19 protein-coding genes and 1 riboswitch are annotated in these 19100 nt (G+C 62.9%); of the genes, 12 read left to right on the top strand and 7 right to left on the bottom strand.

All coding sequences use genetic code 11. The annotated features are described in order from the left end of the window. The first annotated feature begins 8 nt into the window (after positions 1-8). From RW095_RS21495 to RW095_RS21475, 5 genes are all read left to right on the top strand, one after another. Complete coding sequence (locus tag RW095_RS21495; RefSeq protein WP_317018220.1) at positions 9-1583, top strand: alpha-amylase family glycosyl hydrolase; 1575 nt, start codon at positions 9-11, stop codon at positions 1581-1583. Between the two features lie 278 nt (positions 1584-1861). Beyond that, a complete protein-coding gene (locus RW095_RS21490) occupies positions 1862-3280 on the top strand; it encodes an ATP-binding protein (protein ID WP_317018219.1) in 1419 nt (472 codons plus the stop codon). Positions 3281-3289: 9 nt separating this feature from the next. Continuing rightward, the gene (locus RW095_RS21485; protein ID WP_317018217.1) at positions 3290-3658 is read left to right on the top strand and encodes a response regulator; all 369 of its coding nucleotides are present in this window, start codon (positions 3290-3292) and stop codon (positions 3656-3658) included. Beyond that, complete coding sequence (locus RW095_RS21480) at positions 3651-4253, top strand: chemotaxis protein CheC (protein ID WP_317018215.1); 603 nt, start codon at positions 3651-3653, stop codon at positions 4251-4253. The genes RW095_RS21485 and RW095_RS21480 overlap by 8 nt, the downstream gene beginning before the upstream one ends. A gap of 56 nt (positions 4254-4309) precedes the next feature. Next, positions 4310-5701: an HD domain-containing phosphohydrolase gene (locus tag RW095_RS21475; RefSeq protein ID WP_317018214.1), complete on the top strand. Its 1392-nt coding sequence runs from the start codon at positions 4310-4312 to the stop codon at positions 5699-5701. A 42-nt stretch (positions 5702-5743) separates the two neighbouring features. On the opposite strand, the gene RW095_RS21470 is transcribed toward RW095_RS21475, so the two are convergent. Together RW095_RS21470 and RW095_RS21465 are read right to left on the bottom strand one after the other, a co-directional pair. Next, positions 5744-6229 carry a hypothetical protein gene (locus RW095_RS21470; RefSeq protein WP_317018212.1) on the bottom strand — a complete coding sequence of 162 codons (486 nt, stop codon included), beginning with the start codon at positions 6227-6229 and terminating at the stop codon, positions 5744-5746. Next, positions 6229-6537, bottom strand: a complete 309-nt coding sequence (locus tag RW095_RS21465; protein ID WP_317018211.1) for a DUF6566 family protein — start codon at positions 6535-6537, stop codon at positions 6229-6231. Before RW095_RS21465 ends, RW095_RS21470 begins: the two co-directional genes overlap by 1 nt. 157 nt (positions 6538-6694) lie before the next feature. On the opposite strand from RW095_RS21465, the gene RW095_RS21460 reads away from it, so the two are divergent. Next, a complete protein-coding gene (locus tag RW095_RS21460; RefSeq protein WP_317018209.1) occupies positions 6695-7615 on the top strand; it encodes a DUF72 domain-containing protein in 921 nt (306 codons plus the stop codon). A gap of 53 nt (positions 7616-7668) precedes the next feature. Here RW095_RS21460 and RW095_RS21455 read toward each other — a convergent pair whose 3' ends face one another. Then, entirely contained in the window at positions 7669-8331 is a 663-nt protein-coding gene (locus tag RW095_RS21455) for a UdgX family uracil-DNA binding protein (RefSeq protein WP_317018208.1), read from the bottom strand. 254 nt (positions 8332-8585) lie between these two features. On the opposite strand from RW095_RS21455, the gene RW095_RS21450 reads away from it, so the two are divergent. Further along, a complete protein-coding gene (locus tag RW095_RS21450) occupies positions 8586-8756 on the top strand; it encodes a hypothetical protein (RefSeq protein WP_006047080.1) in 171 nt (56 codons plus the stop codon). On the opposite strand, the gene RW095_RS21445 is transcribed toward RW095_RS21450, so the two are convergent. Continuing rightward, positions 8716-9870: a GNAT family N-acetyltransferase gene (locus tag RW095_RS21445; protein WP_317018204.1), complete on the bottom strand. Its 1155-nt coding sequence runs from the start codon at positions 9868-9870 to the stop codon at positions 8716-8718. The genes RW095_RS21450 and RW095_RS21445 overlap by 41 nt on opposite strands. Positions 9871-10207: 337 nt before the next feature. Between RW095_RS21445 and RW095_RS21440 the strand changes: the two genes are divergently transcribed. Both RW095_RS21440 and RW095_RS21435 read left to right on the top strand, forming a co-directional pair. Further along, positions 10208-11473: an acyl-CoA dehydrogenase family protein gene (locus tag RW095_RS21440; RefSeq protein WP_317018203.1), complete on the top strand. Its 1266-nt coding sequence runs from the start codon at positions 10208-10210 to the stop codon at positions 11471-11473. A 90-nt stretch (positions 11474-11563) separates the two neighbouring features. Next, positions 11564-12082: an SLATT domain-containing protein gene (locus RW095_RS21435; protein ID WP_317018201.1), complete on the top strand. Its 519-nt coding sequence runs from the start codon at positions 11564-11566 to the stop codon at positions 12080-12082. A 10-nt stretch (positions 12083-12092) separates the two neighbouring features. Here RW095_RS21435 and RW095_RS21430 read toward each other — a convergent pair whose 3' ends face one another. Continuing rightward, the gene (locus RW095_RS21430) at positions 12093-12794 is read right to left on the bottom strand and encodes a YceH family protein (RefSeq protein ID WP_317018200.1); all 702 of its coding nucleotides are present in this window, start codon (positions 12792-12794) and stop codon (positions 12093-12095) included. Between the two features lie 206 nt (positions 12795-13000). Between RW095_RS21430 and RW095_RS21425 the strand changes: the two genes are divergently transcribed. The 3 genes from RW095_RS21425 to RW095_RS21415 all read left to right on the top strand — a co-directional run bounded on the left by RW095_RS21425 (position 13001) and on the right by RW095_RS21415 (position 15447). After that, positions 13001-13573, top strand: a complete 573-nt coding sequence (locus tag RW095_RS21425) for a lipocalin family protein (RefSeq protein ID WP_317018199.1) — start codon at positions 13001-13003, stop codon at positions 13571-13573. 56 nt (positions 13574-13629) lie between these two features. After that, positions 13630-13722, top strand: a riboswitch (glycine riboswitch). Between the two features lie 169 nt (positions 13723-13891). Further along, complete coding sequence (locus tag RW095_RS21420) at positions 13892-15103, top strand: D-amino acid dehydrogenase (RefSeq protein ID WP_317018197.1); 1212 nt, start codon at positions 13892-13894, stop codon at positions 15101-15103. Between the two features lie 65 nt (positions 15104-15168). After that, the gene (locus RW095_RS21415) at positions 15169-15447 is read left to right on the top strand and encodes a BON domain-containing protein (RefSeq protein ID WP_317018196.1); all 279 of its coding nucleotides are present in this window, start codon (positions 15169-15171) and stop codon (positions 15445-15447) included. A 21-nt stretch (positions 15448-15468) separates the two neighbouring features. Here RW095_RS21415 and RW095_RS21410 read toward each other — a convergent pair whose 3' ends face one another. Then, positions 15469-16626 (bottom strand): acetate/propionate family kinase, encoded by a 1158-nt coding sequence (locus RW095_RS21410; RefSeq protein ID WP_317018195.1) that lies wholly within the window; start codon positions 16624-16626, stop codon positions 15469-15471. Between the two features lie 12 nt (positions 16627-16638). Continuing rightward, positions 16639-19032: a phosphoketolase family protein gene (locus RW095_RS21405; RefSeq protein WP_317018194.1), complete on the bottom strand. Its 2394-nt coding sequence runs from the start codon at positions 19030-19032 to the stop codon at positions 16639-16641. Between the last annotated feature and the right edge of the window lie 68 nt (positions 19033-19100).

Genomic DNA, 19100 nt, shown 5'->3' with positions numbered 1-19100 from the left:
GAATTGCAATGTCGGAACTCGCATGGTGGCAACGCGGGGTGATCTACCAGATCTATCCGCGCTCGTTTCAGGACAGCAACGGCGATGGCATCGGCGATCTCGCGGGTATTACTTCGCGTCTTCCGTATCTCGCCGAACTGGGCGTCGATGCAGTCTGGCTTTCGCCGATCTACCCGTCGCCCATGGCCGACTTCGGCTACGACGTCGCCGACTACTGCGATATCGACCCGATGTTCGGCACCCTCGGCGACTTCAAGCAATTCGTGGACCGGGCTCACGAGCTGGGTCTGAAGGTGCTGCTCGACTTCGTGCCGAACCATTCGTCGGACCGGCACCCATGGTTCGAGGAAAGCCGCTCGTCGCGCGACAATCCCAGGCGCGACTGGTATTTGTGGCGCGATCCCGCGCCCGATGGCGGGCCGCCGAACAACTGGCTTAGCCGCATGGGCGGCTCCGCGTGGGAATGGGACGAGCGCACCGGCCAGTACTACTACCACGCCTTTCTGCGCGAGCAGCCGGATCTGAACTGGCGCAACCCGCAGGTGCGCCGGGCGATGGACGACGTGTTGCGGTTCTGGCTGGATCGCGGCGTGGATGGCTTTCGCGTCGACGTGCTGTGGCTGCTGATCAAAGACGCGCGGTTCCGCGACAACCCGCCCAATCCGGCGTATGAGCCGGGCCAGCCGGATCATCATCGACAATTGCAGACTTACACCGAAGACCAGCCCGAAGTGCATGAGATCGTGCGCTCAATGCGCGCCACGCTCGACGAATACGGAGAGCGCGTATTGATCGGCGAAATCTATTTGCCCGTTTCACAGTTGGTCAGGTACTACGGCGCGAACGGCGATGGCGCGGACATGCCGTTCAACTTCCAGTTGCTGAATGCGGCGTGGAACGCGGGCGAGATCGCGCGCATGATCCGCGATTACGACAGCGCGTTGCCGGAACACGCGTGGCCCAACTGGGTGCTGGGCAACCACGACAATCCGCGCGTGGCGTCGCGCGTGGGAGCGGCGCAGGCACGCGTGGCGGCGGTGCTGCTGCTGACGCTGCGCGGCACGCCGACGCTTTATTACGGCGATGAAATCGGCATGACAGACGGGGTCATTCCGCCGGATCAGGTGCAGGACCCGGCCGAGATCCGGCAGCCCGGCATCGGCCAGGGACGCGATCCGGAGCGCACGCCGATGCAATGGGATGCAGCGCTGCCGGGTGCCGGTTTTACAAACGGCAGGTCATGGTTACCGATCTCGACAGACACCAGCGTGCGCGCCCAGGACAGCGACGCATCGAGCATGCTGTCGCTCTATCGCCGGCTGCTCAGGTTGCGGCGCAGCAACTCGGCGCTCGTGCAGGGCGCGATTGAAAACGTCGCCGCGTATGGCGATGTGCTCACTTATGAGCGGCATTATCGCGGTCAGCGGTTATTTATCGCGCTGAATATGGGTGCAGCAGATGCGGTCGTTCAGTCGCGTCCGGGCGTGGTGCTGTTTTCGACGCTCGCGGGCCGCGAGGGGCAGGCGCTTGCGGAAGGCGGTTATCGTCTTGCCGGTGCAGAGGCGTTGATCGCCGCTATCTGACCTTAACGACGACTCGCCCCGCGCGCGCCCTTTTTCGATGTGGCCGAAGCAACGTTGAAGCTTCAACCATCATCTCGACGCTAGTCCCCTGCGCCGCCCAGCGTGCGCTCGCCATCGCCAGCCTGCCATGCGCTTTGACTCAGGGTAAATACCGCTTAGTGCCGGCGCCTGACGCTCCGTTAATTCACTCATGGCAGCGACGCCGGTCTTCAGAGCATCAGCGCTCATGCGGCCCGCGATCACACGTTGCCGGCGTTGTCATTTCACGGGCCTTCGGGGTGAAAACCAATCTGTCGGAAGCTATTGTCGAGCGGGTGAATTGCGGTGTTTTTACGGTCGACCGCGAGTTGCGCATCGTCACATGGAATCGCTTCATGCAATCGCACAGCGGACGTTCAGCGCAGTCCGTGGTCGGCGAAAATCTGTTCGGCACTTTTCCGGAACTGCCGCGGCAGTGGCTTCAAAGAAAGATCGAAGGCGTGTTCGTATTGGGCACGCCCGCTTACTCGTCGTGGGAGCATCGGCCGTATCTGTTCCGTTTCGAGCATTCGCGTCCGATCACCGGCACGATCGACGCGATGCGCCAGAATTGCAGCTTCATTCCAATCGAGGACGAGCACGGCGAAGTGGTCGCGGTCGGCGTCGCGATTGTCGATACGACCGATGTCTGCATCGCGTACGGCGAGCTTCAGGATCGCGAGAAAGCGGTCACCAGCGCACTCGCCGAATTGACCGTGCGCAACGAACAGCTCACCTCGCTTAACGAAGCGCTGGAGCATGCGCACCAGCAATTGCTGCAATCGGAAAAACTGGCCGCGATCGGTCAACTTGCGGCGGGCGTCGCGCATGAGATCAACAATCCGGTCGGCTTCGTGCTGTCGAATCTGAACACGCTCGACGGCTACGTGAAGACGCTGATCCGTTATGCAGCGGACATCGAGCGCATGGTGAGCGAGGCCGCGCCCGCGCTGAAGAACGACATGCACGCAATCGCGGAACAGGCGGACCTCGAATATCTGCTCGGCGATGCGCCGACGCTCGTACAGGAGTCGAGAGACGGACTCGCACGCGTGCGCACCATCGTGGTCGATCTGCGCGACTTCTCGCGCATCGACAGCACGCATGTGTGGGAACGCGCCGACATTCACCGCTGTATCGAGTCGACGCTGAACATCGTCCATAACGAAGTGAAGTACTGCGCGCAACTCGTCCGCGAATATGCGCAGATACCGTTCGTGCACTGCATTCCCTCGCAGATCAGCCAGGTGGTGCTCAATCTCGTGGTGAACGCCGCGCAGGCCTACGGCAGCAATCACGAGCAGCACGGCGCCCCGCTCGACACGATCACGGTGCGCACCGGCATGGATTCGGCCGATCCGTCACGCGTGTGGTTCGAAGTCGCCGATGCGGGCTGCGGGATTCCGCCCGAACACCTGAAACGTATCTTCGACCCGTTCTTTACGACGAAGCCCGTTGGCCAGGGGACCGGTCTCGGTTTGTCGGTGACCTATGGAATCGTCAACGCGCATCGCGGCACGATCTCCGTCGCCAGCACCGTGGGCCAGGGCACGACGTTCCGCGTCACGCTGCCGGTCGATGGCTCCTTGCGCGAAGAAGCCGCCAATCCCGAGGCGCTTGCGCAAACCGCTCCGCCGGATGAAATCGCGCTGCCGACGCAGTTACCGGCAGCCACGTGAGGTGAACCCATGCCATTGCCCGTCCTCGTTGTCGACGATTCGACGCTCGCCCGCAAGCTATTGATCCGCTCGCTGCCCGAAGGCTGGGACATCGAAATTACCCAGGCATCCGATGGAGCGGCCGCGCTCGACCTTTATCGCGCCGGCAAGGCGGCGGTGATGTTTCTCGACCTGACCATGCCGGTAATGAACGGCTTCCAGGTGCTCGAAGCGGTCCAACATGAAGGACTCGACACATTCGTGATCGTCGTGTCGGCGGACGTGCAGTCCGGGGCTGTCGAGTGCGCAAAGGCGCTCGGCGCGATCGGCTTTGTTTCCAAGCCGGTATCGCCGGAGGCGATCCGGCCGATTCTCGCGGAGTACGGTCTCCATGAATGAACCGATTCTGAACGAAGACCAGCGCGACGCATTGCAGGAAATCTGCAACGTCGGCATGGGCAAGGCCGCCGCGGCGCTGGCAAAACTGCTCGGCGCATTCGTTACGCTTGCCGTGCCTGATATCCGGCTCGTCGGCGTCGAGCAGTTGCGCGTCTTGCTGGGCCCGCAGGCCGACGGCGAATTGCCGCCCGTGCGCCAGGCGTTCCAGTCCGACATATCCGGCGAAGCAATCGTGCTCGTCGGCAAAGACGGTCAGCGCGAACTGCAACAACTGATGGGGCATGACGTCGGCGACCCCGACGCCGAAGTAGAAGTGCTGTGCGACATCACGAACCTATTGGTCGGCGCATGTGTGCGAAGCGTCTTCGAGCAGTTGGGGTGGCATATCTGCTTCTCGCAACCCACTCTGTTGCCGCCTGCCGGGAAGAAACAGGGCGGACTGGTGCCGGGCGGCCGGTGGCAGATGGCCCTGTTGCTTGAGATTCACTTCACGATGGAGGGAGGCGGCTTCGGCGCGCGCATGGTGCTGCTGCTGCCGGATGCGGCCATTCGCGGAATGATGGAAGCGCTCGACCACTTTCTCGAGGCGCTGTAGTTCGGGCTAATGATGCAATGCGCGCTGCGACGCGAAAATAATCGATGAGGATGACCATGTCCGACCTTCAGGCAACCGGCAATTCGACGATTCCCGCCGACCCGCGCGTTGAATCTTCCAATGCGGGCAGCTCGCCCATTCCCACGCTCTTACTCGTGGACGACGAGCCCGGCGTGATTTCGTCGCTCAAACGCCTGCTGCGGCCGCTCAAATACGAGGTGCTCAGCGCGAACAGCGGCGCAGAGGCGCTTACCCTGCTCGAATCCGCGCACGTCGACGTGATCATTTCCGACATGCGCATGCCGAACATGGACGGCGCAGAGTTTCTGTCGCGCTCGCGGACCGTTGCGCCCGACACGATCCGCATTCTGCTTACTGGCTATTCCGAGGTCGAAGCGGTCGTGCGCGCTGTCAACGAAGGTCATGTTTATCACTATCTGCACAAGCCGTGGGACGACCAGGACCTGCTGCTCACGGTCCAGCGCGCGCTGGAACAACTCGCTCTGCAACGCAAGGCCGAGCGGCTAACCGCGCTGTTGCAGGAGCAGAACGAAAAGCTGTCGTCCTTCAACATGGAGCTTGAGCGCGAGGTGCATGCGCGCACTGAAGAGATCCGCCAGACGGTGATGTTTCTCGAAGGCGCCGAGCACGACCTGAAGAGCAACTTCCTAACCATGGTGAAGGTGTGCGCGAACATGGTCGAAATGCGCTGCGGCCTGCCCGGTCATTCGGCACGAATCGGGGAGACAGCGAGGCAGATCGGCGCCTCACTCGGCCTGAGCGACTACGCGTGCAACGAACTGCTAATGGCGGGGTTGCTGCACGGCATCGGCAAGCTGTTTCTGCCCGACGCGTTGCTAAAGACGCCGGTCGCGAAGCTGCAACCGCAGGAAGCGAAGCTCTACCAGCTTCATCCTCTGCATGGGCAGATGGCGCTTACGCCTGTATCGCAATTGAGCGCGGTGCAGACCATGATCCGCCACCAGTACGAGCGTTACGATGGACGCGGCACGCCCGATGGCCTCGTCGGCGGATTGATTCCGTTGGGCGCGCGCGTGCTCGCGTTGGCGCGCGATGCCGAAGACTTGCGCATCGGCGTCATTGCGCCGCAAAAGATGAACGACGCGCAAATCATTTCGACCGTGCGCGCGCAAACGGGTATTCGTTACGACCCGGCGATCGCGGAGAAGTACATCGCGTTGCTGACGCAGCATGCCGAATTGACGCCCGAAGGCGTGCCCGAGCGCGTGGATGCCTCGCATCTGAAAGAAGGGATGAAACTCGCCGACGACCTGCGCACGGCGCGCGGCACGCTGCTGATGACGAAAGGCAAAGTACTTTCCGCCGAGCAGGTCACGCAAATCCGGCGCTTTGAGATACACGAGGGCGAGCCGTTCGTGATTCTCGTCGAACGAGCGGCGGACGCCCGCAAGGCGCAAGCGGCGTGAGCGTACGCTCGTACGTTGCGGTGCGGTGCTGCGAGTTACACCTCATTCGTCGCGAGTTCCGCGGCACAGTGCGGCTGCTGCAAAGCCCGCGGCAAGCGCGGCGTACACGTAAAACATCGAGCTCCTGGATAGATGCGCTTCGAATCCGGGCGTGAGACGGCTCGGCACCGCGTGATAGTCGACGGCATAGGCAACGGCCGCCGTCGTCGCCGCGGCAGCTGCGACTTCCGCAATGCGAGGGCTGCGATTGACGTGGCATTGCCAGCGGTCGAGCAGTCCCTCGAACAGCACGCCCCAAAAGATGGCCGACGCCTGATGAATCGCGAGACCCGTGAGCGTAAAGCGCGCGCTCAAGCCGGTTTCGGTAAACGCGCGGCGCGGCCACAAGCAATGCGTGACCGCGTTGAGCGGCGCGTACGGCGTGCTGCCGTCGTTGCAGGCCCGTGCGGCTGCCGTCACGGCGGCGGCGGTGCCCGCCGCGGTGCCCGACACCGACGCGCGGCATACGAGATTGGCGAGGCGGTTCATCAGCTTTCTCCCGATCCGTGCGCGGAATCTTCAAGGCCGTGACCGGCGCTGCTTCGGTCGACGAGGTAGCAGCCGCGCTCAACGCCGTCGCGCAGTGCCTCGGCATGTGTCGTCCATTCCGGCGTAACCGGTTCGACGTCGGGTAATGCAAACGGCTTGCCGTCGACGGACGCCTCGATTTGCGCGACCCAAGCGCCCCGGTCGTTCTGCTTTGCACTGACAACAAGGTGCACGCCGCGATGCGTCACGCGCAGGGTGCCGTCGCTATGCGTCTCGAGGTCCGTGCTGCGCGAATCGGTGCCTTCCATGCGTGCCTCCGAATGTGATTGCCAGATACGTTCGTGCTACGCGGTGTTCCCACACGCGCTGCTCGATATGCATGCGCAGCAACGCATGTGCCGCACGATGGCACGGCCATTGCTCGCCCGTGATTCACCAGACCTCAAGCCCATTCGAGCCACTAACGTGAAAAGCACCACAGGCCAGATTCACATCGGCATTTCCGGCTGGCGCTATAAAGGATGGCGCGGCACCTTCTATCCGGAAGGACTGAAGCAGGCGACCGAATTGCAGTACGCGTCGGGCCTCATGCAGACGATCGAAATCAATGGCACGCACTACAGCTTGCAATCGCTCGACAGTTGGCAGCACTGGTACGAGGAAACACCGCCGGGTTTTATTTTCAGTGTGAAAGGCGCGCGCTATCTGACTCATCTTCTGCGGTTTCGCGACGAAACGGCGACCGTCGCGTGCGCGAATTTTTTCGCCCAAGGGCTGCTCGCTCTGAAAGACAAGCTCGGGCCGATACTGTGGCAGTTTCCGCCCTCGTTGCGTTTCGACCCGCAGCACATGGAGCGTTTCCTGACGCTGCTGCCGCGCGACACAGAAGCGGCGCTTTCGCTCGCGCAGCAGCACGATCAGCGAGTCAAGACACCGTATCTGGAAATCGACCGCAAGCGCAAATTGCGTCATGCGGTGGAAGTGCGTCATGAGAGCTTCGTCGACCCCGCGTTCATCAAGCTGCTTCGCCGTCATAAGGTCGCGCTGGTCGTGTCCGATTCGACCGAAGCATGGCCGCAGTTCGAAGACCTGAGCACGGGCTTCGTATATATCCGGCTGCATGGCACCGAAACCAGGTATTCGGGCGAATACTCGGATGCATCGCTCGAACGGTGGGCACGCAGAATCGAGTCGTGGAGCCGCGGCACGCAGCCAGCCGATGCTCGCCTCGCCGCACCGGATCTGCAGCCGCCTCGCGCGGCAACGCGCGACGTGTACTGCTATTTCGACAACGACGCAAAGACCAATGCGCCCTTCGACGCGCAACGGTTGATGGAGCGCCTGGGGCTGCACGCGCACCAGGGTGGCGGCATGAAGGCCGCATAACGTGCGGTGGCCTCATGACGACATGCTGGCGGCCAGACCATGTCAACGCGCGTCTACTTGTCCCGCTGTGAGAGTTTCCTGGCGTTCTGCAGCGCGGCGACAATCGCGGCGTATGCGCGATGCCGGGTCTCAGGATCGGGCGCACGCAACGCAAACGACGGGTGATACGTCGCGACCACCAGACGGTCGCCATGTTCGATCACTTTGCCGATCGCATCCTGCAAGCGCGATTTTGGATCTTCGAGCACGGCCCTCAGCGCGGTCGCGCCCAACGCGACAATCACATGAGCGCCCACGCTCTCCAGTTCCCGGTCGAGCCAGTAGCGGCATGCATCCACCTCGCGTTGCCCCGGTGTTTTGTGCATGCGGCGCTTGCCACGCGGCGTCCATTTGAAATGCTTGACCGCGTTGGTCACGTAGACGTCCTTCCTGCCGACGCCGGCCTCGACAAGCGCATCGTCGAGTAATGCTCCGGCCGGTCCGACGAAGGGCAAGCCTTGCAGATCTTCCTTATCGCCGGGCTGTTCGCCCACCATCATGATCGGCGCGCGGCGCGGGCCCGCGCCGGGCACAGCTTGCGTGGCGTTGGCCCAAAGCGGACAGCGGCGGCACTCGTCGAGCGTCGCCGGCTGCTGGTCGGGATCGACCTCGGGCCCGGCTGGTTGGTCGCCCTCCACCGCCGGGGTGCGTCGGGTCGTTCGCTTAGTCGTAACCATGGTTCATCGCGTCGCGCTTTCTGTGTGCGGCAGATACCGTGGCGGAGCAAACCGCATTCCGGTGCCGGTCGCGCGGTACGCCGCGGTCAGGCGCGCAATGTGCTTGGATATAGTCCCGCTGATTGCCTGGCGGCGGTGGCATTGGGCACGCCGGCCGCCGATTCGGGGCAATGCCAGCGGCTCATCGGCGCGCGCGGTAAATTCTGCACAGCAGGCAACCGTCGCCATCAGCCGAAACTACAAGGAGAAAAACGATGACTCTGCTTATCTACCTGGTTGGATGGATCATTTTCATTGGCGGCGTCGCGTGGGGATTGACGGCACTACATGTCGCGCAACACATTATCGCGATCGTGGCCGTGATTCTTTTCGGCATCGCCGTGATCACCGGCGCGACGCGAGCGCGGAATCGGGACCGGTCGTAGCGGTATCAGCCGGCCCGCTCGCGCGGGCCGCGAGGGCGCGGGCGAACCGGCGCGCTCGAATTGCCAGCATTCCCCAGTGCGAGTTGACGATCTGCGTGGTCCATGCCGTCGACGCTTCGCCGCGCGCCCAATAGGCCTTGAAGCGCTCCGCGCCGACGCCGAAGTCGAGATCGAAGCCGTTGTTGAACGCCCACTTCACGCATTCCTCGACCGCGATCAGACCGGGGCAGCATCTGCCGTAGTACGGATCGTAGCCGGCAAAAATCGCGCTTGCCCACGGATTGCCGAGGCTCACGATAATGCCCGCCACCGGCGCCTCGTTCAGCGTGACGACGATCAGGCGCGCCATCGACGGCACATCGGGCGAATAGATCAACCTGCCTAGAAAGCGCTCGAACTCGGGCGAGTCGAGCCACACGCTGCGTTTGCCGACGCGGTCGCTCCAACTACGCTTGCAGTTGAACATCCATTCGATGATCGACGCGGTCTCGCCCTCGTCGGCCGGATCGACGACGCGCACGGCAACGATGCCTTCTTTCGACAAACGCTTGACGAAACTGCCGGGCCGTTTGCCGAATAGCGTGCCAAGCGATCGGCAATACTCGTCCCACGTGCCCTGCCCGCGTAATCGCGCAGCCGACGCCTGGTGAGGCTCGGCGAACAGCACTCGGCGTTCGCGCGACACGAGCTTGTGAAGATCAAGCGTCTCGCGAACATACGGCATGTGAATGAAGTCCGCGCCACAGCGGCGGCGCGCCATGTTCCATGCGCCTTCTATCAACGCCGGGGCCGATGCGTCGTCGGCAACCAGCACGCTCGTGTAATCGCCGCCTTCGGGTCCGAGCGGCACGAGGTACGTCCATAACGCACGCTTGACTGTTTCGAGCGGCCAGATCATTACGAGCTGCCCGTCTTCGCGACAGACGATGCATTTGAGCATGCGTCCGTGCGGCTTCGACACATGCTGCCATGCGAGCCAGCAGTAACTGAACGACTGATAGTAGTAGCCTTGCGCACGCATCCACAGCGCGTCCCATTCTGGCTGTAGCGCGCGCATTTGCGCTTCGTCGGTGATGATGTCGTAGCGCCGCGTGCGATGCGTTGTCTCGTTCATGCGGTCTCACAGAAGGCCGGATACGGTTGCCGCTTTTGCACCAGTGTTGCTCCGCGAACGACGGGGCAGGCGCAAGCGGCCGCCCCGGGTTCAAGCAGGTATTGCGAGCATGCACCGCGCGCCTCGCAGCGTGTGTGCGGGGCCGCACGCTGTGCGGGTCGTGTGGGTCATGAAGAGTCGTGGCGGGCTACGCGGCCTATGCGGGCCTATGCGGGCCATGCGGCAGAGCCATTTCGCTCCTGCTGCTAAGAATCGGCCAAATGCTTCGTTGCTTGCGGCGCATCCGATGCCGTACCGTTGACGGATTGCGCATTGCGCGCCTCAATACGGAGAATCCATGCCCGCGCCGACATCGCATGACAACCCGGCCCCCGCAGCCGGCATCGCCGACGCCGCACAGCTTTTCGACGACAACGCGCTAACCCGCCGTTTCGCGCCTGTCTTCGCACGCATCGCGCAAGGCGCGGTGCATCGCGAACGCCATCGGGAGCTTGCCTACGAACCGGTGGAATGGCTGCGCGAAGCAGGCTATACGAAGCTGCGCGTGCCGAAACAATATGGCGGCGAAGGCGTGTCGCTAAGCGAATTTCTTGCGCTCGTCACGCGCCTTGGCGAAGCGGACTCGAACCTGCCGCAGATTCTGCGCGTGCACGGCGGCTTCATCGAATCGCTGCTGGAATATAGCGACGACGCGTTACGCGACCGTTGGCTCTCCCGCGTCGCGCAGGGGCAGATAATCGGCGGAGCGGTGGCCGAGCGCACGGCCGTCACGAACAACAGCGTGCGTCTGACGCAATCGGGCGGCGCGTGGTATCTCGACGGGGAGAAGTACTACACCACGGGCACGCTGTACGCGGACTGGGTGGATGTGACCGCGCACGACGGACAAAGCGACGTGCGCGTGCTGGTTGCCACCGCCACGCCGGGACTGGAACGTATCGACGACTGGGACGGCTTCGGCCAGCGTCTGACGGGCAGCGGCACAGCGCGCTTCAATCATGTGCCTGTCACGCGAGAGAACGTGTACCGGCGCTACGACGCGTCAGCGCCGCGCCGCAACAGTGTGCTCACCTCGTACTACCAGGCGCTGCACGTGGCGAACCTGGCTGGCATCAGCCGTGCCGCGCTGCGCGATGCAGTAGCCTTCACGCAAGGCAAGACGAGAACCTTCGGTATCCCAGGCGAATCGAGTCCGCGCGACAATCCGCTCGTGCATCGCGTGGTCGGCCGGCTTGCGAGTCTCGCCTATTCGACGCAGAGTGTTAGCGCGTCGCTCGCGCGGGCCATCGACGAAGTATTGGTCGCGCGACAGGAAGGACGCACAACCGAAGAGACCTATATTCGCCTCGACATTCAGACATTTCAGGCGCAGCAGATCGCCATCGAGCAGACCTTGCAGGCCGCCACGCTGCTCTTCGAAGTGGGCGGTGCATCCGCGACCAGTGAAACGCGGCGCTTCGACCGCTACTGGCGCAATGCGCGAGTGCTCGCGTCGCACAACCCGGCCATCATTCGCGAGGCCGCCATCGGCGACTTCTACCTGAATGGCAACGCGCACAACGAGCGCTTCGGCATTGCCCGGCCCACAGCCGAGGCCGCCTGACAGCCAGCGCGCCAAGCCGCGCTTTCATGTGGCACAGTAGCGTCAGTGCATGCGCGCGGCGCGCGGCACGCAACTGCCCTGACGAGCCCCATGAAGAACCTGCCAGCCTATGAGCCGCCAGTCGATGAACAGCAGCTTTTGCTGAAATGGATCCGGCGAGCGCGCGAATCGCAAATGAGCCACTATGACATGGCCGATCTGTTGTCCGCACGCGACCGCCAGGTCGGCTGGCTTGTCACCGTATTGGCAGCGTTCGTGGGCACGGCGGTGTTTGCATCGCTGAACACGAACGCGGTTTCGCTGGAGATCAGGATTCTGGTCGGCCTCGTGAGCGTGATCGCCGCGGTGTCGTCGGCGTTGCAAACGTATATGCGTTACGCGGAGCGTGCAGAAAAACATCGCGCGGCAGGCGCACGTTATGGCTCGGTACGACGGCGGCTCGAATCGGTTTTTGCGGGCGACGCCGACGCACGCGACGGCCACTATCTGACCGCGATTCGCGACGAACTCGACCGGCTTGCACAAGACTCGCCGAACGTGCCGCCGCGCAACTTTTACCGTACACAGCGAGCGTTATCCGCCGATCCGCGCCGCGGCACCGACACCTGAGCGGCCGGCCTCAAGCATCGAGATCGTTCGCGTCGATGCCTAGTTCGGCAGCCATGCGCCGCACCACAGCCTGAAGGCGGTTGACCTGATCGGCAAGCCGTTTCTGCTCGGCCTTCACCGCTTCGAACGTGGACAGCGGCACGGTTTCCTCGTCGCCGCCGCCCGGTTGCGCGAACTCGCTCAAGCTCACTTCACCGCACAGCAAGTGCATCCATCTATTCTCGCGCTCGCCTGGCGTGCGAGGCAGCTTGACGACACGCGGGGGATCGTTCGCGGCGAGTTCGTCGAGAAATGCCTCGACCGACGAGATATCGGCAAAGCCATGCAAGCGCGCGCTGTTCAGGCGCAATTCCGCCGCCGTCTGCGGGCCGCGCAGCAACAACGTGGTCAGTAAAGCTGCGGACTGGCTCGGCAGACCGAGCACGCGATTCATGTTGTGCTCGAAGCGCGGCACGCGGCTGCTGCTGCCTTCCATCACGAGGCTTAGGCGTTTCAGACCGTCGAGCGCGGTCAGCACTTCGGCGTCGGTCGCATTCATTACCGGCGAGCGGCCTGTCTTCTGATTGCAGCCCAACGTCAAAGCATTGAGCGACAGCGGATAACTGTCGGGCACCGTGTGCTGTTTTTCGACGAGCACGCCAAGCACGCGCCCCTCTAGCAAGGTCAATGCGCGAATGGCAGGACGGGACGGAGCGTCGGGAGTCGAATTCATTTGATGTAGCGGCATGTGCCGATGTGGTCGTGGATAACACGCCTTACCATCGCTCTGCGAGGTGGCACTTTTCTGGTAGTAGGCACTATGATAAACGGCCCGCGCCCTCACGGCGCATGAATCGCCGCAGCGGACCAGGGGCGCGCGACCCTGCGCTGGGCACGCGGTCTGCTCTCTCATCGTCTTTCTCGACACGGAGTGTTTCAATGCCGATGCGTTCACAGTCGGTCCTGCGCGTGAGCGCTATCTCCCTCGCGGTGGGCGCCGTGTGCCTGCTCGGCGCCTGTGCGCTGACTCCGGGCGGCAAGAGCGGCAACGCGCGCGTGCCCGAGCCCGCCAAACCGGTCGACCTCGGGCGCTATGTGGGCCGCTGGTACGAGTTCGCGCGCTACGAAAACCGCTTCGAAAAAGGCTGCGAGGCGGTGACCGCCGACTACGCCGCGGGTGAAGACGGCCTGATCGACGTGACCAACAGTTGCCGCAAGAACGGCGTTGAAGGGCCGCTCGACGTCTCGAAGGGTCGCGCCAAGGTGGTAGCCGGATCGGACAACGCGAAGCTGAAGGTGTCGTTCTTCGGCCCGTTCTTCGTCGGCAATTACTGGGTGCTGGATCGCGCCGACGACTACAGCTGGTCGATCGTCGGCGAACCTGGCGGGCGCTACCTGTGGGTTCTGACGCGTGAAGCCAAACCGGCCGCGAGCGTGAGAGATGGATTGATCGAGCGCGTGCGTGCGCTCGGCTACGACACGTCGATGTTGCGCGTCACGCACCACGGCTAGCCCGTTAGAAAACACTTGCCGGAAGAAATTTTGCCCGGTATCGTCGTGGCGTTCTGCAAAGCAGCGCGGGAGAGATCGTCCGTAGGCAGGGCGACGCCGACGGAGCAACCGCCCCGGAAACTCTCAGGCAAAAGGACCGCGCAGCAGGAACATCTGGAGAGCGGCGCCGCGCGCGCCCACCGAAGGGGATTCCCGCACACGGCCAGCGCTTTCGCGCAGCGCCGGGAAGAAACTCTCAGGTACATGGACAGATGGGGCATCGGCACCGGTTTCGCATGAAATCGAACCCGGTGATGCTCAACTACTCTGGACCATGTCATGTCACGAATCGCCATTATCGGCGCCGGCATTACCGGCGTTACGACCGCGCACGCCCTCGCGCAATGCGGCCACCACGTCACCGTGTTCGAACGTCACCGCTATGCGGCGATGGAAACCTCGTTCGCCAACGGAGGCCAGCTATCGGCCAGCAATGCAGAAGTGTGGAACAGCACGGCCACGGTTCTGAAAGGCCTGCGCTGGATGTTCACGCGCGACGCCCCGCTGCTGCTCAATCCCCTGCCCACATGGCACAAGTATTCGTGGATGGGCGAATTCCTGCGGCAGATTCCGCACTACCGTGCGAATACCGTCGAAACGGTGCGGCTTGCCATCGCCGCGCGCGAGCATCTCTTTTCGATCGCCGAGCAGGAAGGCATCGACTTCGATCTGGAACGGCGCGGCATTCTGCACATCTACAAGACGCGCAAGGAGTTCGACGCGGCGGCCAAGGTCAATGACCTGCTGCGCGAAGGCGGACTCGAGCGCAGTGCCGTGACGTCGAGCGAATTGCAGCGCATCGAGCCCACGCTGCACGGCGATTTCTACGGCGGCTTTTTCACGCCGTCCGATTCGACGGGCGACATCCACAAGTTCACGCGCGGTCTCGCCGATGCATGCGTGCGCCACGGCGTGCAGTTCCATTACGATGCAGAAATCACGTCGATCGAGCAATCCGCCGAAGGGCGCTTCTCGCTCACAGTGAACCTCGAAGGCGAGACGCAGCGCTTCGGGTTCGAGCGGATCGTCGTGTGCGCCGGCGTGAAAAGCCGCGATTTTGCGGCGATGCTCGGCGACCACGTGAACGTGTATCCGGTCAAGGGCTATTCGATCACCGTCTGTCTCGACGATCAAACGAGCAGGCAGCGTGCGCCGTGGGTCAGTCTGCTCGACGACAGCGCGAAGATCGTGACGAGCCGGCTCGGCGCGGACCGTTTTCGCGTCGCGGGCACGGCGGAGATCAACGGCTTCAATCGCGATATCCGCTCCGACCGGATTGCTCCGTTAGTGGACTGGACGCGACGGCATTTCCCGGAGGTGTCGACCGCGCGCGTGATTCCGTGGGCAGGCTTGCGGCCGATGCTGCCGAGCATGTTGCCCAAGGTCGGGCGCGGAAAACGGCGCGGCGTGTTCTATAACACGGGGCACGGCCACCTGGGCTGGACGCTCTCGGCCGCAACGGCGCAGGCCGTGGCGGGCGCGATGGAGTAGCCTCCCGCCATGAAGACGCGGCATCTGCTAGTGTTGTGCAATCCGCGTCTTGACCTTCAAAATTCATGGCTCTTTCGGGCTTTGCCAATCCTGACAGTGCCGCCCCCGACGGCGCGGACGGCTCGCGTCTGAGCGATGAGCAGATTGGCGAAGAAGCGACGCGGCGGCTTGCATGGGACGCCGCGGTTCCTGAACGTACGATCACGGTGGAAGTGCGCGACGGGCGCATCGTGCTGAGCGGCGAACTCGAACACGATGCGCAACGAATCGCGGCGCTCGAAGACGTGAGGCGCCTGTTCGGCGTCGCGGGTGTATGCGATCGACTCGTTGTGAAGCCCCCGTGAGCAGAGCACGATGCAACAGGCTCAAGCACGATCCGCACGCAGCAACGCGCGACAATGCCTCGCGATCTGCTTCTCTTCTTCGGTATGAAGCGCCCTCACCTTGCCCGATGCGTCGCCTTCATGAAGGCCCAGAAACGACAGCCCCTCGCAGATACGCTTACGCATCTGCACGCTGTGCTCGCCGATGCCGCCGGTGAACACCAGCAAATCTATGCCGCCCAGCAACGCCGCATATCCGCCAATGGTTTTGCGCACCGCGGTCGCGAACGCGTCGAGCGCCAGTGACGCATGCGCGTCGCCCGCCGCCGCGCGTTGTTCGAGCGCCTGCATGTCGCTCTCGCCATCGGCGTAACCGGCCAGGCCGCTGTGCCGGTTCAGAAGCGTTTCCAGCGCGTTTGCGTCGAGCCTTTCCACTCGCATCAGATATAACAGCACGCCCGGGTCGAGGTCGCCGCAACGGGTTCCCATTGGCACGCCGCCGGTCGGCGTCATGCCCATCGACGTATCGACCGAGCGGCCGTCGCGCAATGCGCACACGCTCGAACCGTTGCCGAGGTGGGCAAACACCGCCCGCGCCGGCAGCTTCGCGCCAAGCTGCGCGACGAGCGATTCGTACGAAAGCCCGTGAAATCCGTAGCGAATCACACCGGCGTCCGCATAGCGCCGCGGTAACGCGAGTTGCGCGGCACGTGGCGGCAGCGTCGCATGAAATGCAGTGTCGAAGCAGGCAAAGTGCTGCGCGCCGCCGAAAATCTTCTGCGCTTCATCGATCAGATCGAGCGCGGGCGGAATATGCAGAGGCGCGAAATGCACTGCATCCTGCAAGCGGCGGCGGACCTCGGGCGTAAGCCGCTGATGCGAGCGCAAGTGCGGCCCGCCGTGCACCACACGGTGGCCCACCGCCGTGGGTTGCTCATGACGTTGCTGGGCAAGCACGGTAGAAAGTTTCTGCAATGCGTCGGTTTGCGACTCCAGCACATGCTCCTGCTGGACCAGCACGCGCCCGTCGGGAGCCGCGATCCGCAAGCTGCCGTCGCGGCGGCCGATGCCTTGCGCGCTGCCTTCGAGCAACAGAGACTCGTCGTCGCCGGAATGCTCGAACAGCCCGAACTTCAGCGACGACGATCCGCTGTTCAGCACAAGAATGGTATGCGGCGAAGCGCCGTCCTGAGTGTTCATGACGGGCCTCGCTCAGTTTTTCCACGTCCAGTTGCGGATTTCTTCCTTGTCGATGCCCTCGGCATGCGCGTAATTAAGATGCTCGATAATCTGGCCGCGCAGCCATTCTTTCGCGTGATCGCCGACACCGCGCAGCTTCGGCACGCGGTCGATCACGTCGATAGCCAGCGAGAAACGGTCCACCTGATTGATGATCGCGAGTTCGAGCGGCGTGTTGATGTTGCCCTTCTCGTGATAACCGTGCACATGCAGATTCTCGTGGTTGGTCCGGTTATAGGTCAGCTTGTGAACCAGCGACGCATACGAATGGAAATTGAAAATCACCGGCTTGCTCGTCGTGAACAGCGAATCGAAGTCGCGGCTCGACAGTCCATGCGGATGTGCATGCTCGGGCATCAGCCGGAACAGATCGACCACATTGACGAAACGGATTTTCAGATCCGGGAAACGCTCCTTGAGAATCTCCACGGCGGCGAGCGCTTCCATTGTCGCGATGTCGCCCGCACAGCCGATCACCACGTCCGGCTCGGCACCCTGATCGGTCGACGCCCAGTCCCAGATGCCGATGCCCTTCGTGCAATGCGTAACGGCTGCATCCATGTCGAGATACTGCAGGTGCGGCTGCTTGTCGGCGACGGTCACGTTCACGTAGTCGCGCGAACGCAGGCAGTGATCGGCCACGCTCAGCAGGCAGTTCGCGTCGGGCGGCATGTAGATACGGACCACGTCAGGGCTCTTGTTCGTCACCACGTCGAGGAAACCGGGGTCCTGATGCGTAAAACCATTGTGATCCTGGCGCCACACGAGCGACGTGATCAGCAGATTGATCGACGGCACCGGCTGACGCCAGCCCAGCTCGCGTTTTGCTTTTTCGAGCCACTTCGCGTGCTGGTTGAACATCGAATCGATCACGTGCACGAAGGCTTCGTAAGTGGCGAACAGCCCATGTCGCCCGGTCAGCACGTAACCTTCGAACCAGCCTTCCAGCGTGTGTTCGCTGAGCATTTCCATCACGCGGCCGTCGGCCGAGAGCGCGCCGCCGTCCGCGTCGCCGGGTTCGCCCTCCGCGAGCCATGTCTTGCCCGATGCTTCGTAGATGGCAGTCAACTTGTTGCTTGCGGTTTCATCGGGGCCGAACACGCGGAAGTTGGTCATGTTGTTGCGCATGACATCGCGCAGAAACTCACCAAGCACCTGAGTCGGCGACGTGTATGCGGACGCGGGCTTTCTCACGTCGACCGCATAGTCGCGAAACGCGGGCATGTCGAGCATCTTGCACAGCACGCCGCCGTTCGCATGCGGATTGGCGCTGATGCGGCGCGCGCCCTTCGGCGCGAGTTCGCGCAATTCTTCGACGAGGCGGCCGCTAGCGTCGAACAGCGATTCAGGCTCATAACTGCGCAGCCAGCCTTCTACCAGTTTCAGGCTCTTGCTGTTCGTCACAGGATCGGCAATCGGCACCTGATGCGCGCGCCATGAACCTTCCACCTTGTGGCCGTCGACTTCCTTGGGACCGGTCCAGCCTTTGGGCGAGCGCAGCACGATCATCGGCCAGCGCGGCCGCGTCACGTCGTTGTTCTCGCGTGCCTGCTGCTGGATCGCGCGGATTTCGCCGACGCACTGTTCGAGCGTGGCCGCCATCTGCTGATGCATGACCTCGGGATCGTCCCCTTCGACGAAATACGGCTTGTGGCCGTATCCGGTCAACAGCGCTTCGAGTTCCTCGCGTGGAATCCGCGCGAGCACAGTCGGGTTCGCAATCTTGTACCCATTCAGATGCAGAACCGGCAGCACAGCGCCGTCGCGGATCGGATTGAGGAACTTGTTCGAATGCCACGAGGTGGCGAGCGGTCCGGTTTCGGCCTCGCCGTCGCCGACCATTACGGCGACGATCAGGTCGGGGTTATCGAATGCGGCGCCGTAGCCGTGCGACAGGCTGTAGCCCAGTTCGCCGCCTTCATGGATCGACCCAGGTGTTTCGGGCGTGCAATGCGAGCCGATGCCCCCGGGAAACGAAAACTGCCGAAAAAAGCGCCGCATGCCGGCTTCGTCTTCACTACGGTCCGGATAGATTTCCGAGTAGTGTCCTTCCAGATAACAATTGGCGAGCGTGGCAGGCGCGCCATGGCCTGGCCCCGAAATGAAGATCACATTCAGATCGAGCTTCTTGATGAGCCGGTTTAGATGCACGAGCAGGAAACTCTGCCCAGGGTCCGAGCCCCAGTGTCCAAGCAAACGATTTTTGATGTGCTCGGGCTTGAGCGGCTCGCGCAGCAACGGATTGTCGCGCAGATAGATCATGCCGGCGGACAGATAGTTGCACGCGCGCCAGTAACGATCCATGTTGCGCAGCGTATCGGGGTCCAGCGTTTGTGGCGGGGTGGGACGGGAGGTTGTCTCAGCCATGGCGTCACTCCTCGTAAGGACTGTCAGGCAGGTTGGCGGATGTTGCGAAGCTTCGCGGATGAGCGTCA

Origin of the sequence: Paraburkholderia kirstenboschensis (assembly GCF_032806925.1) — a bacterium.
GTDB classification, from domain to species: domain Bacteria; phylum Pseudomonadota; class Gammaproteobacteria; order Burkholderiales; family Burkholderiaceae; genus Paraburkholderia; species Paraburkholderia kirstenboschensis.
This window is presented reverse-complemented; position numbering and strand designations above follow the sequence as displayed.